This window comes from Mesorhizobium sp. M0088, from assembly GCF_040322895.1.
In the GTDB taxonomy this organism is placed as follows: Bacteria; Pseudomonadota; Alphaproteobacteria; order Rhizobiales; family Rhizobiaceae; genus Mesorhizobium.
The window spans coordinates 1-14,143 of sequence record NZ_JAMYUI010000014.1; the positions used below are offsets into that span (position 1 = coordinate 1).

Annotated in this window: 16 protein-coding genes and 1 pseudogene; 9 read left to right on the forward strand and 8 right to left on the reverse strand. The window is 63.0% G+C overall.

The genetic code is table 11. The features are described from left to right. Window positions 1-256 precede the first annotated feature (256 nt). From rho to hemE, 3 genes are all read right to left on the reverse strand, one after another. Complete coding sequence (gene rho / locus NKJ67_RS17720; RefSeq protein WP_127268017.1) at window positions 257-1,522, reverse strand: transcription termination factor Rho; 1,266 nt, start codon at window positions 1,520-1,522, stop codon at window positions 257-259. Between the two features lie 422 nt (window positions 1,523-1,944). Continuing rightward, the gene (gene hemJ, locus NKJ67_RS17725; protein ID WP_127268018.1) at window positions 1,945-2,481 is read right to left on the reverse strand and encodes a protoporphyrinogen oxidase HemJ; all 537 of its coding nucleotides are present in this window, start codon (window positions 2,479-2,481) and stop codon (window positions 1,945-1,947) included. Continuing rightward, the gene (gene hemE, locus NKJ67_RS17730) at window positions 2,481-3,512 is read right to left on the reverse strand and encodes a uroporphyrinogen decarboxylase (protein WP_127320736.1); all 1,032 of its coding nucleotides are present in this window, start codon (window positions 3,510-3,512) and stop codon (window positions 2,481-2,483) included. Before hemE ends, hemJ begins: the two co-directional genes overlap by 1 nt. Window positions 3,513-3,917: 405 nt before the next feature. Between hemE and NKJ67_RS17735 the strand changes: the two genes are divergently transcribed. The 5 genes from NKJ67_RS17735 to dnaQ all read left to right on the forward strand — a co-directional run bounded on the left by NKJ67_RS17735 (window position 3,918) and on the right by dnaQ (window position 8,049). Then, complete coding sequence (locus tag NKJ67_RS17735; protein WP_352582074.1) at window positions 3,918-4,739, forward strand: pyruvate, water dikinase regulatory protein; 822 nt, start codon at window positions 3,918-3,920, stop codon at window positions 4,737-4,739. A gap of 288 nt (window positions 4,740-5,027) precedes the next feature. Next, the gene (locus NKJ67_RS17740) at window positions 5,028-5,627 is read left to right on the forward strand and encodes a Maf-like protein (RefSeq protein WP_352582075.1); all 600 of its coding nucleotides are present in this window, start codon (window positions 5,028-5,030) and stop codon (window positions 5,625-5,627) included. Continuing rightward, window positions 5,620-6,462, forward strand: coding sequence for a shikimate dehydrogenase (locus NKJ67_RS17745; RefSeq protein ID WP_352582076.1), 843 nt, complete (start codon window positions 5,620-5,622; stop codon window positions 6,460-6,462). Before NKJ67_RS17740 ends, NKJ67_RS17745 begins: the two co-directional genes overlap by 8 nt. Beyond that, window positions 6,459-7,058: a dephospho-CoA kinase gene (gene coaE / locus NKJ67_RS17750; protein WP_128310038.1), complete on the forward strand. Its 600-nt coding sequence runs from the start codon at window positions 6,459-6,461 to the stop codon at window positions 7,056-7,058. Before NKJ67_RS17745 ends, coaE begins: the two co-directional genes overlap by 4 nt. A gap of 289 nt (window positions 7,059-7,347) precedes the next feature. Next, window positions 7,348-8,049 carry a DNA polymerase III subunit epsilon gene (gene dnaQ, locus NKJ67_RS17755; protein WP_352582077.1) on the forward strand — a complete coding sequence of 234 codons (702 nt, stop codon included), beginning with the start codon at window positions 7,348-7,350 and terminating at the stop codon, window positions 8,047-8,049. A gap of 131 nt (window positions 8,050-8,180) precedes the next feature. Here dnaQ and NKJ67_RS17760 read toward each other — a convergent pair. The 3 genes and pseudogenes from NKJ67_RS17760 to NKJ67_RS17770 form a co-directional block, all read right to left on the reverse strand. After that, a pseudogene (locus NKJ67_RS17760) lies at window positions 8,181-8,468 on the reverse strand (GIY-YIG nuclease family protein). Window positions 8,469-8,721: 253 nt separating this feature from the next. After that, the gene (secB, locus tag NKJ67_RS17765; RefSeq protein WP_352582078.1) at window positions 8,722-9,219 is read right to left on the reverse strand and encodes a protein-export chaperone SecB; all 498 of its coding nucleotides are present in this window, start codon (window positions 9,217-9,219) and stop codon (window positions 8,722-8,724) included. Between the two features lie 130 nt (window positions 9,220-9,349). Beyond that, on the reverse strand, window positions 9,350-9,847 hold the full coding sequence (locus NKJ67_RS17770; protein ID WP_352582079.1) for an FxsA family protein: 498 nt from the start codon (window positions 9,845-9,847) through the stop codon (window positions 9,350-9,352). A 216-nt stretch (window positions 9,848-10,063) separates the two neighbouring features. On the opposite strand from NKJ67_RS17770, the gene NKJ67_RS17775 reads away from it, so the two are divergent. Genes NKJ67_RS17775 through NKJ67_RS17790 form a run of 4 tightly spaced genes read left to right on the forward strand, consistent with a single transcriptional unit; the run spans window position 10,064 to window position 12,842 of the window. After that, window positions 10,064-10,771, forward strand: a complete 708-nt coding sequence (locus tag NKJ67_RS17775) for a Tim44/TimA family putative adaptor protein (RefSeq protein ID WP_127398597.1) — start codon at window positions 10,064-10,066, stop codon at window positions 10,769-10,771. 25 nt (window positions 10,772-10,796) lie between these two features. Continuing rightward, window positions 10,797-11,921 (forward strand): murein transglycosylase A, encoded by a 1,125-nt coding sequence (gene mltA, locus NKJ67_RS17780; RefSeq protein ID WP_352582080.1) that lies wholly within the window; start codon window positions 10,797-10,799, stop codon window positions 11,919-11,921. Further along, window positions 11,918-12,448 (forward strand): Smr/MutS family protein, encoded by a 531-nt coding sequence (locus NKJ67_RS17785; protein WP_127321405.1) that lies wholly within the window; start codon window positions 11,918-11,920, stop codon window positions 12,446-12,448. Before mltA ends, NKJ67_RS17785 begins: the two co-directional genes overlap by 4 nt. Before the next feature lie 25 nt (window positions 12,449-12,473). Beyond that, entirely contained in the window at window positions 12,474-12,842 is a 369-nt protein-coding gene (locus tag NKJ67_RS17790) for a helix-turn-helix domain-containing protein (RefSeq protein WP_127331956.1), read from the forward strand. A gap of 84 nt (window positions 12,843-12,926) precedes the next feature. Here NKJ67_RS17790 and NKJ67_RS17795 read toward each other — a convergent pair whose 3' ends face one another. Together NKJ67_RS17795 and NKJ67_RS17800 are read right to left on the reverse strand one after the other, a co-directional pair. Continuing rightward, on the reverse strand, window positions 12,927-13,163 hold the full coding sequence (locus NKJ67_RS17795) for a hypothetical protein (protein ID WP_128308821.1): 237 nt from the start codon (window positions 13,161-13,163) through the stop codon (window positions 12,927-12,929). Between the two features lie 352 nt (window positions 13,164-13,515). Then, window positions 13,516-14,133 carry a transglutaminase-like cysteine peptidase gene (locus NKJ67_RS17800; RefSeq protein ID WP_027040328.1) on the reverse strand — a complete coding sequence of 206 codons (618 nt, stop codon included), beginning with the start codon at window positions 14,131-14,133 and terminating at the stop codon, window positions 13,516-13,518. Window positions 14,134-14,143 lie beyond the last annotated feature (10 nt).

Here is a 14,143-nt window from a genome sequence, read left to right on the forward strand (position 1 = left end):
CGCGATGCGCGCATGGAGTTCGCCAATGCAACTTGACACCACAGATAGTCGCTCATTGCCCTGCCGGGCATTTCTCCCCGTATAGGGACGGGGAGAAAGACGCCGTCATGGACGGTTTCGCCAATTTTCAACGCAGCAGAACGAGCGCCGAGGATGCGGCCATCTCCCTTCTCCCCGTCACTATACGGGGAGAAGGTGCCGGCAGGCGGATGAGGGGCAGCGCAAGCAGTTGCCCGTTGGCCCCTCGCCAGTCCTCTTACGTGTTCATCGAATCGAAGAAATCCGCATTGGTCTTGGTCTGCTTCAGCTTGTCGATCAGGAACTCGATTGCGTCGGTGGTTCCCATCGGCGCCAGGATGCGGCGCAGCACGAAGATCTTCTGTAGATCCTGCTTGGAAACCAGCAGGTCTTCCTTGCGGGTGCCGGACTTCAAGATGTCCATGGCCGGATAGATGCGCTTGTCGGCCACCTTGCGGTCGAGCTGGATTTCGCAGTTGCCGGTGCCCTTGAACTCTTCGAAGATGACTTCGTCCATGCGGCTGCCGGTATCGATCAGCGCGGTGGCGATGATGGTCAGCGAGCCGCCTTCCTCGATGTTGCGGGCAGCGCCGAAGAAGCGCTTCGGCCGCTGCAGCGCGTTGGCGTCGACACCGCCGGTCAGCACCTTGCCGGATGACGGCACGACGGTGTTGTAGGCGCGGCCGAGACGAGTGATCGAATCGAGCAGGATGACGACGTCGCGGCCATGCTCGACCAGGCGCTTGGCCTTCTCGATGACCATTTCGGCGACCTGCACGTGGCGCACCGCCGGCTCGTCGAAGGTCGAGGAGATCACCTCGCCCTTCACCGAGCGCTGCATGTCGGTCACTTCTTCCGGCCGCTCGTCGATCAGCAGCACGATCAGATAGCATTCCGGATGGTTGGCGGTGATCGAGTGGGCGATGTTCTGCATGAGAACCGTCTTGCCGGTACGCGGCTGCGCGTTGATCAGAGCGCGCTGCCCCTTGCCGATCGGCGCGACCAGGTCGATCACACGCGGCGAGATGTCCTTGGTGGTCGCATTCTCGATCTCCATCTTCAGCCGCTTGGTCGGATAGAGCGGCGTCAGATTGTCGAAGTGGATCTTGTGGCGGATCTTTTCGGGATCGTCGAAATTGATGGTGTTGACCTTCAGCAGCGCGAAATAGCGCTCGCCCTCTTTCGGGCTGCGGATCGGCCCTTCGACCGTATCGCCGGTCTTCAGCGAAAAGCGCCGGATCTGCGACGGCGAAATATAGATGTCGTCGGGACCTGGCAGATAATTGGCATTGGCGGAGCGCAGGAAGCCGAAACCGTCCTGCAGCACCTCGACCACGCCATCACCGATGATCTCGATCTCCTGGGCGGCCAGCTTCTTCAGGATCGCAAACATCAGCTCCTGCTTGCGCATGACGCTGGCGTTTTCGACCTCGAGCGATTCGGCATAAGCGATCAGCTCTGGCGGTTTCTTGTTCTTGAACTCGGCGAGTTTCATTTCTTGCATAGACGGACCTTGAATAGATGGAGTCTGGGTAGGCTTTGGGAAAATATCGGCGGGATGCGACAAATGCCGGGCGCGGCCGAAAACAATGAGGGGCGGCGCATGACGGGAAGGAAGACCCGTCTTTTATCGTCGGTCGGGTGAAAGAGCAAGCTGCGTTTTAACAGCGGCAATTACAAGTCACAGTCGACTGGGAAGCGGTCAATCGGAGATGTCGGCGCCGCCCCTCATTGTCCTGCCGGACATTTCTCCCCGTATAGAGACGGGGAGAAAGGGGCAGGTTCAGCGCGGGCGCCCTTTCCGGCCACGCTGATGATTGGCGAAACCATCGATGACAGCGCCCCTCTCCCCGTCTCTATACGGGGAGAGGATGCCGGCAGGCAGGTGAGGGGCAGCGCCAACGCTTGAAGGCATCAGTCGAACCATCAGAACGGCTTGACCACCACCAGGATGACGATTGCGATCATCAACAATGTGGGGATCTCGTTGACCATCCGCCAGTGCCTGGCCGGTTTTTCATTGCGGTCCTCGGCGAATTTGCGCACCGCGCCCGCGAGATAGCCATGCATGGCGGACAGCAAAAGCACCGCACCGATCTTGGCATGCAGCCAGCCGCCCTGGAAACCAAAACCCTTCCAGGCGAGCCACAGGCCGAACACCCAGGTGACGATCATCGCCGGGTTGATGATGCCGCGCAGCAGGCGCCGCTCCATCACCTTGAAGGTCTCCGATTGCACCGAGCCCTTCTCGGCATCGGCATGATAGACCAGCAGCCGCGGCAGATAGAGCATGCCCGCCATCCATGAGATGACGGCGAGGATATGGATCGCCTTTGCCCAGAGATAGAAGCTGTCGGGTGCCGCGAAATACAAAAGCGCGGTGAGAACGACCAGCACCGCGATACCTGACATCATCCGCATCATCGCCTGACCGGTGCTGTTCGTGTTTTTCATCTCAGCCATCAGCGTGTCGCGCTCCGCACCTGTTTCACCATCGCCTCGACATGGGCGATCGGCGTTTCCGGCGTGATGCCGTGACCGAGATTGAAGATCAGCGGCCCGTCTCCCAGCGCTCCCAGGATCGCCTCGACGCCGTCGGATAGCGCCTTGCCGCCAGCCACGAGCCGCAAGGGATCGAGATTGCCCTGAACCGCACCCGAGCGCTGCAATTCCTTCGCCGCTATCAGGGGTACCGTCCAGTCGATCCCTAGCGCCGTCACGCCGGTCTTCTGTCGATATGTCCGGTAGCGCGAACCGGCACCCTTGGGAAAACCGATGATCGGAACATCGGGATGAACCGCCCGCACCCGGCCAACGATCTCGGCCATCGGCTGAACGCAGAACAGGTCGAAACTCTCATCGTCCAGCACGCCGGACCAGGAATCGAATATCTGCACCACATCCGCACCCGCCTCGATCTGGCGGATGAGATAGGCGGCCGAATGTTCGGCAAGCACCTTCAGCAATCGTTGAAAGGCCACCGGTTCGCGATAGGCAAAAAGCCGCGCCGGCGCCTGGTCGGGCGTGCCATGACCGGCGATCATGTAGGTCGCCACCGTCCACGGCGCGCCGCAGAAGCCGATCAGGGTTGTCTCTTCGGGCAGTTTGGCCCGCAACCGGCGAACCGTCTCGTAGACCGGTTCGAGATTCACGTGAAACACCTTGCCTTCCAGAGCCAAAATCTCCGGCGCGGTGATCGGCGTCAGCAGCGGCCCTCTGCCCTCTTCGAAGCGGACGTCACGGCCAAGCGCATGCGGAACGACAAGGATATCGGAAAACAGGATCGAGGCATCGAAACCAAAACGCTCGATCGGCTGCAAGGTCACTTCGACCGCAAGGTCGGGATCATAGCAGAGGTCCAGGAACGAGCCCGCGCGTTTGCGTGTCTCCCGATACTCCGGCAGGTAGCGTCCGGCCTGACGCATCATCCAGAGCGGAGGCGGAAAATGAGCCTTGCCCTTCAGGACATCCAGCATGATCCGGTTCTGGGGCATCGGGCGCTCGCTTCTCCCAGCCTCTTCTATAATCAAAGATTCTTATATCTAAGATTCTTCTGATTCTAAGAGTCTGTTGGTTCTGGTGGTTGTCACCTGTCCCGCTTTGCCCCGGAAAACGCCAGCCAACATATTGTCGCGTGCTTCTTTTTCCCAGATGTAAGGTTCTGGGGATAGCTCGGAATCGGTCAATCGAGTCAAAGTGTTAGGCACAGTGGTGAAAAGCAGGTCCTGTGGACGGGCCCGTAGTCGAAAAAGCCGTCCCCAAACTTGTCCCCAGTCGCCCGACGAAGCTGACAGCGCATCGAATTGTGGACAAACTGCCATCTGATACAGTCGCCTCCGACAGGCCAGTCTTTTCATCCCGCTTTATCCACAGAAGCCCACAGCCCCAGGTGACCCCCTGTGAACAAACCCCAGAGCTTCTTCCACCTGCACCTGATTTCCGACGCGACCGGCGAAACGCTGCTCGCCGCCGGCCGGGCGGCTTCGGCGCAGTACAAGGACGCGCGCGCCATCGAGCATATCTATCCGCTTATCCGCACCGAAAAGCAGGTGGCGAAGGTGTTCGAGGACATCGAGGAGGAACCGGGCATCATCCTCTATACGGTCGTCGACCAGAAGCTGGCGCGCGGCATCGACGAGCGCTGCGCGGCCATGGGCCTGCCCTGTGTATCGGTGCTGGAGCCGGTGCTGACCGTGTTCCAGTCCTATCTCGGCACCCCGGCCGGCCGCCGCGTCGGCGCCCAGCATGTCCTCGACGCCGAGTATTTCCGCCGCATCGACGCGCTCAATTTCACCATGGACCATGATGACGGCCAATTGCCGCTCAACATGGACGATGCCGATGTGGTGCTGATCGGCATTTCTCGCACGTCGAAGACGCCGACCAGCATCTATCTCGCCAACCGCGGCATCAAGACCGCCAACATCCCGATCGTGCTCGGCGTGCCGGTGCCGGAAAGCCTGGTTGCCGCCAGCAAGCCGCTCATCGTCGGGCTGATCGCCACCGCCGAGCGCATCTCGCATGTCCGGCAAAACCGCATCCTCGGCAACAGCGGCTCGTATGAGGCATCGGATTATGTCGACCGTGCCGCGATCAGCGAAGAGCTCGCCTACGCCCGCAAGATCTGCACGCGCCACGGCTGGCCGATGATCGACGTCAGCCGCCGCTCGATCGAGGAAACGGCGGCGGCCATCGTTGCCCTGCGGGGGAAGAATAGATAGATGAGCGAGGAGTGCGTTTTCCGAGTCTTCCCTGGCGGAAATTCGGCGCCGCCCCTCACCTGCCTGCCGGCATCCTCTCCCCGTATAGTGACGGGGAGAGGGCGCTGTCATTGACGGTTTCGCCAATCGCGATTGTGGCTGAAAACAGCGCCAGCGCTGAAGCTGCCCCTTTCTCCCCGTCTCTATACGGGGAGAAATGTCCGGCAGGACAATGAGGGGCAGCGCCAACCTTACAGGACTAGAGCTGATCAAACTCCAACCGCGCCTGTGTCTGCGCCCGAGTGCAAAATGACCGAAAAACTCATCCTCGCTTCCGGCAGTCCGTTCCGAAAGGCGATGCTGGTCAATGCCGGCGTCGACGTCGAGGCGGTGCCGGCCGATGTCGACGAGCGCGCGCTCGAGGGGCCTTTGCAGGATAGCGGCGTCTCGCCCGAGGATGTTGCCCTGGTGCTGGCCGAGGCCAAGGCAAGCGAAGTCAGCGAGCGCAGGCCGGGCGCCCTGGTGCTGGGCTGCGACCAGACGCTGTCCCTTGGCGACGAGGTGTTCCACAAGCCGGCCGATAGGGAAGGCGCACGCCGTCATCTGTTGACGCTGTCGGGCAGGACCCATCAGCTCAACAGCGCCGCGGTGCTGGTCCGCGACGGCGAGGTCTTGTGGCGGCATGTCGGCATCGCCTCGATGACCATGCGCAAGCTCGAACCGGCCTTCATCGGCCGCCACCTCGCCCGCGTCGGCGCCAAGGCGCTGGGGAGCGTCGGCGCTTATCAGATCGAAGGCGAAGGCATTCAATTGTTCGAGAAAATCGAAGGCGATCATTTCACCATTGTCGGCTTGCCGCTTCTGCCGCTGCTCGCCGAACTGCGCACGCTGGGAGCGATCGATGGCTGAGGCGTCAAAGAAGGCCTTCGTGTCGGGCCATCCGGTCAAGCATTCGCGCTCGCCGAAGATCCATGGCCACTGGCTGGCCAAACATGGCATCGACGGAAGCTACCAGGCCATCGATGTCGCGCCGCAGGATTTTGCCGAGTTCGTGAACACGTTGCAGGCAAACAATTACCGCGGCGGCAACATCACCATCCCGCACAAGGAAGCGGCCTTCGCATTGGCCGAACGCCGCGACGAGGCGGCGCAAGAAATCGGCGCCGTCAACACGCTGTGGTTCGAGGACGGCGTCCTGTGGGCCGGCAACACCGACGGTCACGGCTTTGCCGCCAACCTCGACGATCATGCACCGGGCTGGGCAAGCAAGGGTCCGGCGGTGGTGCTCGGCGCCGGCGGCGCGTCGCGCGCCGTCATCCATGCGCTGAAGGAGCGCGGCGTTGCCGACATCCGCATCGTCAACCGCACTGTGGCCCGGGCTATAGAGTTGCGCGATCGTTTCGGCGCCGGCGTGTCGGCGCATGGCATGGCGGCGACCGATGAACTGCTCGGCGATGCCGGCCTGCTGGTCAACACCACCGCGCTCGGCATGCATGGCAATGAAGGCCTGTCGGCCGATCCCGCCCGGCTGCCCGACCATGCCATCGTCACTGACATCGTCTATGTGCCGCTGGAGACGCCGCTGCTCGCGGCCGCCCGTGGGCGAAATCTGAAGGCGGTCGACGGCCTTGGCATGCTGCTGCATCAGGCCGTGCCCGGCTTCGAGCGCTGGTTCGGCGTCAGGCCGCGGGTGACGGCCGAACTCCGGGCGCTAATCGTCGCCGATCTGGTGCCGAAGCCATGATCGTGCTCGGCCTCACCGGCTCCATCGGCATGGGCAAGTCGACTACGGCCAGGATGTTCGCTGACGCCGGCGTGCCGGTCCATGATTCCGACGAGACGGTGCATCGCCTCTATGCCGGCAAGGCAGCCCCGTTGGTCGAGGCCGCCTTTCCCGGCACCACATCTGCCGGGGTGGTCGACCGGGCAAAGCTTGGCGCGCGTGTGCTCGGTGACGCCGCCGCGCTGAAGCGGCTCGAGGCGATCATCCATCCGCTGGTGCGCGCCGACGCCGATGCCTTTCTGGCCAGGCATCGTGGATCAGGCGCGCCGATCGCCGTCCTCGATATCCCCCTGCTGTTCGAAACCGGCGGCCGCAACCGCGTCGACAAAGTCGTTGTCGTCACTGCGCCGGCCGAGACCCAGCGCGCCCGCGTGCTGGCGCGGCCTGGCATGACGGAGGAAAAGCTGGCGTCGATCCTGGCCAAGCAGGTGCCGGATGCGGAAAAGCGGCGTCAGGCCGATTTCATCGTCGACACCGGCCAGGGGCTGGACGCCGCGCGCGCGGCGGTCAATGCGATCATCAGGCAGCTGATAGGAGTCGGCAAACCAGGCCGCTGACACTGGCTGATGTCGGCGCCGCCCCTCATCTGCCTGCCGGCATCTTCTCCCCGTATAGTGACGGGGAGAAGGACGCTGTTGCAAAGGATTTCGCCAATCTCCAAGGTTTCGGAAAGGGAGCCGAGGTTGCGGCCAGCCCCTTCTCCCCGTCACTATACGGGGAGAAGTGCCCGGCAGGGCGATGAGGGGCAGCGCAAACCTGTGGCGATTGTCCTAGGCAACGCCGTTTCTCATTGCCATTTTGTTCCGTTGTATGAATCTGCTCCCTTGGAGCGGAGCGACTGATTCGATGCGTGAGATCATCTTCGACACGGAAACCACCGGCCTCGATTCGCGCGACGACCGCGTCATCGAGCTTGGCGGCGTCGAGCTGGTCAACCGCTTTCCGACCGGCAGGACCTTCCACCACTACATCAACCCGCAAGGCCGCGCGATCCACGCCGAGGCACAGGCCGTGCACGGCATCAGCGCGGCGGATCTCGCGGGCAAGCCGATCTTCGCCGAAATTGTGCAGGAGTGGCTGGACTTCACCGACGGCGCCAAGCTGGTCGCCCACAACGCCACTTTCGATGTCGGCTTCCTCAACGTCGAATTCGGCCGGCTGGGTCACCCGGTCATCGATAACGGCCTCGTCGTCGACACGCTGGCGCTGGCGCGCCGCAAGCACCCGATGGGCCCCAATTCGCTCGATGCGCTCTGCCGGCGCTACGGCATCGACAACACCAAGCGCACCAAGCACGGCGCCCTGCTCGATTCCGAATTGCTGGCCGAGGTCTATATCGAGCTGATCGGCGGCAAGCAGGCGGCCCTCATCCTCGACAGCGCCACCGCGCCGGCGCAAGGCGAGAATGTCCGCCAGATCGAAATCATCATCAGCCAGCGCCCGGCACCCCTGCCGCCGCGTGTCACCGAAGCCGAACGCGCCCTGCACGCCGGCATGGTCGGGACGCTTGGCGAAAAGGCGCTGTGGCTGAAGGTTGCGGTTGGCTGAGCAACTACTGACCGAAACCCTCGCGTCTTCGTCATCCTAGGGCGGAGCAGGAGCGAAGCGACGTTGCGGAGACCCTAGGATCCGTGCCGTGACAGTGGTGCAGTGCTCCGGCGGTGCAAGAAACCGAACGCCTACCACCCCGTCCCGCGAAACAGCTCGAACCATTCCGGATTGGTCTTTTCGATCAATTCGATCTTCCATTGGCGCGGCTAGCGTTTCAGCGACTTCTCGCGCTGGATGGCATCGGTGATATCGAAAAATTCTTCGTACCAGACCAGCCGCTGAACACCGTAGCGGCTGGTGAAGCGCGAGCCCTCACCGGATTTGTGCTCCGGCATGCGGCGACCGAGATCGTTGGTGACACCGATATAGATGGTGCCGGCCTTCTGGCTCGCAGTCATGTAGACATAGCCGGTCATCGTTTTAGCGTAGCGAGCATAGGCGCGGGGGCAAGCGCCATTCTGATCCGTTGCATTCTAAGGCACACGTCACGGCATGGATCCTAGGGTCTGCGCTGCGTCGCTTCGCTCCTTGCTTCGCCCTAGGATGACGAAGACGGGAGGGCTAGGCCATTCGAAGGGCGCCGGCGCCTCAGCTATCTCTCCAGCACCTCAAACAGAAAACCCGGCGCGAGGCCGGGTTCTCAGAAAACAACAGCGATGGCAGCCGAGCTCAGCTCACCTTGATCTTGGACGCCTCGTCCTCGGCCAGCTTCTGCTGGAACATCTGTGCGAAGTCGATGGGGTCGAGCATCAGCGGCGGGAAGCCGCCATTGCGGGTTGCCTCGGCGATGATCTGGCGGGCGAACGGGAACAAAAGGCGCGGGCATTCGATGAACAGGATCGGCAGCATGTGCTCCTGCGGAAAACCTGCGATGGCGAACACGCCGCCATAGACCAACTCGACATTGAACAGCACTTCCTGGTCGAAGGACGCCTTGGCGTTCAGCGTCAGATTGACGTCGAACTGCTTGTCGGAGAGCGGGTTGGCGTTGACGTTGACGTTGATGGCGATGCCCGGCGCCTTGTCGCGGCCGCGCAGCGAATTGGGCGCGCCGGGGCTTTCGAAGGACAGGTCCTTCACATATTGCGCCAGAACGTTGAGCGACGGCTGCGCCGCATTGCCGTTTCCGTTGGCTGCGCCGACCGGCGCGTCATCTTTGCTGGCCATAAGCCTTGTCCTCTTGCCTGGGCAGCGTCGCTGACCGAATTGAAATCGGGCGTTCGCTACCATGGCGGGGATGACAAGACAAGGTTTGCCGCCTTGCTTCCGGGCTGCGGGATGGAGATGGGACGGCGCCCTAATCGTCCTTCAGGCGGCGCCACGGCGAGTTCTGATCCGGTCCGCGCTTCAGATCGTCTTCGCGCGAATAGTCGCCGTCTTCGAGGTCGATGACCCTGTCGCGCCGGCCACGAAAACCGCCGGTCGAGAAATCGGTGGCGACGACAATGCGGCCCTTGAACCGGCTCCAGGCAAAATCGCGCAATGGCGGCAGGAACAGCAGCAGGCCAATGATGTCTGATATGAAGCCGGGGATGATGAGGAGGATCGCCGCAACCACGATCATGGCGCCGTGCGCAAGGTGGCGGCTGGGGTTCTGGCCGGCGGCCATCTCGGTGCGGATGCGGGCCATCACACCAAAGCCCTGGTATCGGAGCAAAAGCACGCCGGCGATGCTCGAGGCCAGCACGAGGCCGACCGTCGCCAGCGCGCCGACCTCGCGGCCGACGATGACGAAACCGGCGATTTCCAGCAGCGGAAGCGCGAGGAGAAAGAAGGGAAGCAGCGAAATGCGCAAGTCTTGCCAACCTTTTTCGATTGTTATGATCGTTTTGATTGTTTTGGCCGCCAGCGAGCAATCGCCGCTGGCACTGAGGCTGTTAGATAGGTATGCCTGCCTTTGATTTGAATGATTGCGCCTTGCGTTCTATATGCTTTGAATGTTGAACGCTATGCGACCGTGGCCATTGGGCCTGACGGTCCGGCCAAAGGGCAGGATTGATTGGCGGAAGATATGGGATTCTTCGACTTCGGCACGATTTTCTTCCTGATTGCGGCGGTGGTCATCTTTTTCCAGCTGCGCAATGTGCTGGGCCGCCGCACCGGCAGCGAACGGCCGCCCTTCGATCCCTATTCGGCGGCTCGCACCGGCGACAAGGATGCCGCCCAGAAATCCGAAAACGTCGTCTCGCTGCCGCGCAAGCGCCCGCCAGGCGAGCCGGCTCCCGACACCTATGCCGCGATCGACGCTTTCGCCAAGCCCGATACCGACCTCAACAAGGGCTTGCGCAGCATCAAGGACAATGATCCGTCCTTCGAGCCGAAGGGTTTCGTCGACGGCGCCAAGATGGCTTACGAGATGATCGTCATGGCCTATGCCGACGGCGATCGCAAAACACTGAAGAACCTGTTGTCGCGCGAGGTCTATGACGGTTTTGTCGCCGCCATCGGCGAGCGCGAGGCCAAGGCGGAAAAGATCCAGTCCTCCTTCGTCGGCATCGACAAGGCCGACATCGTCTCGGCCGAGATGAAGGGCGGCGAGGCGCATGTCACGCTGCGCATCATCAGCGAGTTGATTTCGGCGACCCGCGACAAGGCAGGCGCGGTCATCGACGGCGACCCGGAAACCGTCGCCGAGGTCAAGGATGTCTGGACCTTCGCCCGCGACACGCGCTCGCGCGATCCGAACTGGAAGCTCGTCGCCACCGAGGAAGAAGACTAGTTCGGAAACACGCGGCGAGGCTCCGGTGTCGCTATCGCCTCTTTTTGTCGAGAAAGCCTTTGGCGACCTGCCCGGCTGGGACGATGACGACCATCTGGCGGCCTTCGCCGCCTTTCGTCGCTCGGCCTTCCATGTCCTGGCCAAACCCTATCGCAGCGGTGCGCTCGGCGTCGACTTCCACGCTTTTGCCGATGCCTACGCGGAGGCGCGGACCGTTTCGCCGGCGAATCGGTCGCCGGTTTTGAGCCGCGGGGAAGCCCGCGCCTTCTTCGAGCGCCATTTTTCCCCGGCGCTTATCCCTGCCGAAAATGCCGGCGCCAGGCTCGTCACCGGTTTCTATGAACCGCAGGTCGAGGCGTCACCGGTGCGCACGGACCGATTTTCGGTGCCGCTGCTGTCGCGCCCGGCCGATCTCGTCGATATCGATGACGCAAACCGGCCGCCCGGCCTGGACCCCTATCTCGCATTCGCGCGCCAGACGCCGAACGGGCCGGTCGAGTATCCCGACCGTGGCGAGATCGAGCGCGGCGCGCTCGACGGCAAGGGCCTGGAAATCGCCTGGCTGGCCGACAAGGTCGATGCCTTCTTCATTCACGTGCAAGGTGCCGCACGCCTCGCCATGACCGACGGCCGGCTTGTCCGCGTCACCTATGCCGCCAAATCCGGCCAGCACTTCACCGGACCCGGCAAGATCCTGAGCGAGATTGGCGAGATCCCGCTGGCGGAGGTGACGATGCAGTCGATCCGCGCCTGGTTCAAGGCGCATCCGGACCGCGTCGACGAGATCCTGCGTCAGAACCGCTCCTACATCTTCTTTCGCGAGGCCGATGTCGAGGACGCAACCCTTGGCCCGATCGCCGCCGCCAAGGTGCCGCTGACGCCGGGCCGCTCGATCGCCGTCGACCGCCTGCTGCATACATTCGGCACGCCCTTTTACATCGACGCTCCGACGCTGACTGCTTTCGACGCAAAACCGTTCCGCCGCCTGATGATCGCGCAGGACACCGGCTCGGCCATCACCGGACCGGCGCGGGGCGACCTGTTCGCCGGTTCGGGCGATGCCGCGGGCGAGATCGCCGGCGTGGTCCGCAATGCCGCGGATTTTTATGCGCTGGTGCCGCGCGCGCTCGTTGCGGGTGCGGTCCGATGACCCGGCGCCCGGACAAGCTCAGCGAGGATGACCGGGTTCTGTGGAACCTGGTGGCACGCACGGCCAAGCCGCTGAAGGGCAAATTCGCCGTCGACATCCCCGACATTGCCGCCGAGGCTAGGCCAAATCAGCCGCAGCCGGCCCAGCCTGCTGCCAACGCCGCAGGGACCGCAAAGCCGAAGGCTCAGCAAGTCACGCACCGCCTCGACGAGCCGACGCTGGACAAATTATCGAAAGGCCGGCTGCCGATCGAGGGCCGTGTCGACCTGCACGGCATGACCCAGGACGAGGCTTATTCGCTGCTGTTTTCGTTCCTGCACCGGGCGCATGCCGGCGGCGTCCGCTATGTCCTGGTCATCACCGGCAAGGGCTCGTCCTCCGGCGGCGATGGGGTGTTGCGTCGCGCCGTGCCGGCCTGGCTGTCGACGCCCGCCTTCCGGCCGCTGGTCTCCAGCCACGACCATGCCGCCCGCAACCATGGCGGTTCGGGTGCGCTCTATATCCGCCTGCGGCGGGCGCGCCTGTGAGGAGTTCTATCATGAGGGCGGGGACATGACCCCGTTCGGAGAGAAGCTGCGCACGCTACGAGGCGAACGCGGTGTCCGCCAGAAGGACATGGCGGCGGCGATCGGCGTCAGCGCCGCTTATCTGTCGGCGCTCGAACATGGCAGGCGCGGTGCCCCGACCTGGACGCTGATCCAGAAGATCATCGGCTATTTCAACATCATCTGGGACGATGCCGAGGAACTGGCGCGGCTGGCCGAGGCCTCGCACCCGCGTGTAAAAATCGACACGTCGGGTCTTTCCCCCGCTGCCACCGAGCTTGCCAATCTGCTGGCCGAAAACATCGAGAAACTCGACGAGGCCGAGCTTCGCCGCATCACTGCATCGATCCGCGCGGCGTTGAACCAGCGGCCGTAGCCAACGATCCGAGCGTGATGCAGGTTCGCCTGCCTCAGCAGGAAACTGCCCGCCGGCGGACCGCCAGCGGGCACAGTGGTGAGATCATTTCTTGCCGGCCGTGCCGCCATTTCCGCCCCGGCCGTGATCGCCATTGCCGCCATGGCCATTGTTTCCACCCCCCAGGCAGCCCGACGCCCCGGCATCACCGCAACAGCGGCCGGCCCAGAGGTCGTTGAGGTTGGTTTTGGAACAGCTGGTGGTCTGATCGGCCATGGCGGATCCGGCCATGCTCGACACCGCGAGAGCGGCAAGAAGGGTGTTTCGCAGAAAAGCAGTCATCTGAAGTCTCCATGGTTGGTTTCGGTTCACGGCTGTGTGTCGCTGGCCGAAGCGAAATGGTTCACGGAGATGCTGAAATTGTCGGGGGACTCCTCGATTTCGTCATCCACGGGCGGAGCGGAAGCGAAGCGGACGAGCAGACCCGAGGATCCATGCCGCGAACTGCGAGCGTCGCGGCGGTGCAAAGATAAAGATACGGTGATGCCGGCATGACGATCGCTGGCGCCTATTCCTGCGCCTCGGCGTTCTTCATCTGCATCCCGGCATGGATCCTAGGGTCTCCGCGACGGAGCTTCGCTCCTGCTACGCCCTAGGATGACGAAGCGATGGATACTTCCGGCAAATGCCGTATTTACTGAACCGCGCCGACCAGAACTTGCTGGCCACCGCGGATCGAGACCCAGCGGCCGGTGTTGTCGATCGCCTGCCGCTTGAGGAAGCGGTAACCGGTCGCGTCCCATGGTTTGACCTTGTCGGTCAGATTGTCGAGCACATAGTCGCCCTCGTCGGTGCGCACCGTCAGCACGGCGTGGCCCTCGCCGTCGGGCTTGCGCACGACGGTGATCAGCAGATCGGCAAGCGATATGCTCATGCGTGAAAGCTGGCGCCGCTTTTCCAGCACATAGTCCTCGCAATCGCCGACGCCCTTGTCGGGATAGGCCCAGACCTCGTCCTTGCCGTAGATGTCCATGTCGCTCATCGGCTTGACGGCGGCATTGACCCTGGCGGTGACATTGAGGAGCTTGCGCATCAGCCCGTCGCTCATCGGAGCCGGCGCCAGATTGGTCGGGCGGATCGAGCACTCGCCCGGATGCAGCTTGCAGAAATCATAGTGGCCGATCGGCTGCGAGGTGAGACCCCCGGTCGCCATCGCTCCACCCGCCAAAGCCGGTGCCACCCAGCCCGCCGTCACTGCCAGCCCGGCCGCCACATACACGCGCAGCCGTTGCGCCATCGATGAGGAAATCATTGTCCCCGCT

What these genes read in the sequence shown, in the direction of transcription:
- rho (WP_127268017.1), bottom strand. Translation starts at nt 1,522, where the DNA reads ATGCAAGAAATGAAACTCGCCGAGTTCAAGAACAAGAAACCGCCAGAG.
- dnaQ (WP_352582077.1), top strand. Translation starts at nt 7,348, where the DNA reads ATGCGTGAGATCATCTTCGACACGGAAACCACCGGCCTCGATTCGCGC.
- NKJ67_RS17740 (WP_352582075.1), top strand. Translation starts at nt 5,028, where the DNA reads ATGACCGAAAAACTCATCCTCGCTTCCGGCAGTCCGTTCCGAAAGGCG.
- hemJ (WP_127268018.1), bottom strand. Translation starts at nt 2,481, where the DNA reads ATGGCTGAGATGAAAAACACGAACAGCACCGGTCAGGCGATGATGCGG.
- NKJ67_RS17785 (WP_127321405.1), top strand. Translation starts at nt 11,918, where the DNA reads ATGACCCGGCGCCCGGACAAGCTCAGCGAGGATGACCGGGTTCTGTGG.
- NKJ67_RS17775 (WP_127398597.1), top strand. Translation starts at nt 10,064, where the DNA reads ATGGGATTCTTCGACTTCGGCACGATTTTCTTCCTGATTGCGGCGGTG.
- NKJ67_RS17795 (WP_128308821.1), bottom strand. Translation starts at nt 13,163, where the DNA reads ATGACTGCTTTTCTGCGAAACACCCTTCTTGCCGCTCTCGCGGTGTCG.
- hemE (WP_127320736.1), bottom strand. Translation starts at nt 3,512, where the DNA reads ATGCCCCAGAACCGGATCATGCTGGATGTCCTGAAGGGCAAGGCTCAT.
- secB (WP_352582078.1), bottom strand. Translation starts at nt 9,219, where the DNA reads ATGGCCAGCAAAGATGACGCGCCGGTCGGCGCAGCCAACGGAAACGGC.
- NKJ67_RS17790 (WP_127331956.1), top strand. Translation starts at nt 12,474, where the DNA reads ATGACCCCGTTCGGAGAGAAGCTGCGCACGCTACGAGGCGAACGCGGT.
- NKJ67_RS17745 (WP_352582076.1), top strand. Translation starts at nt 5,620, where the DNA reads ATGGCTGAGGCGTCAAAGAAGGCCTTCGTGTCGGGCCATCCGGTCAAG.
- coaE (WP_128310038.1), top strand. Translation starts at nt 6,459, where the DNA reads ATGATCGTGCTCGGCCTCACCGGCTCCATCGGCATGGGCAAGTCGACT.
- NKJ67_RS17800 (WP_027040328.1), bottom strand. Translation starts at nt 14,133, where the DNA reads ATGATTTCCTCATCGATGGCGCAACGGCTGCGCGTGTATGTGGCGGCC.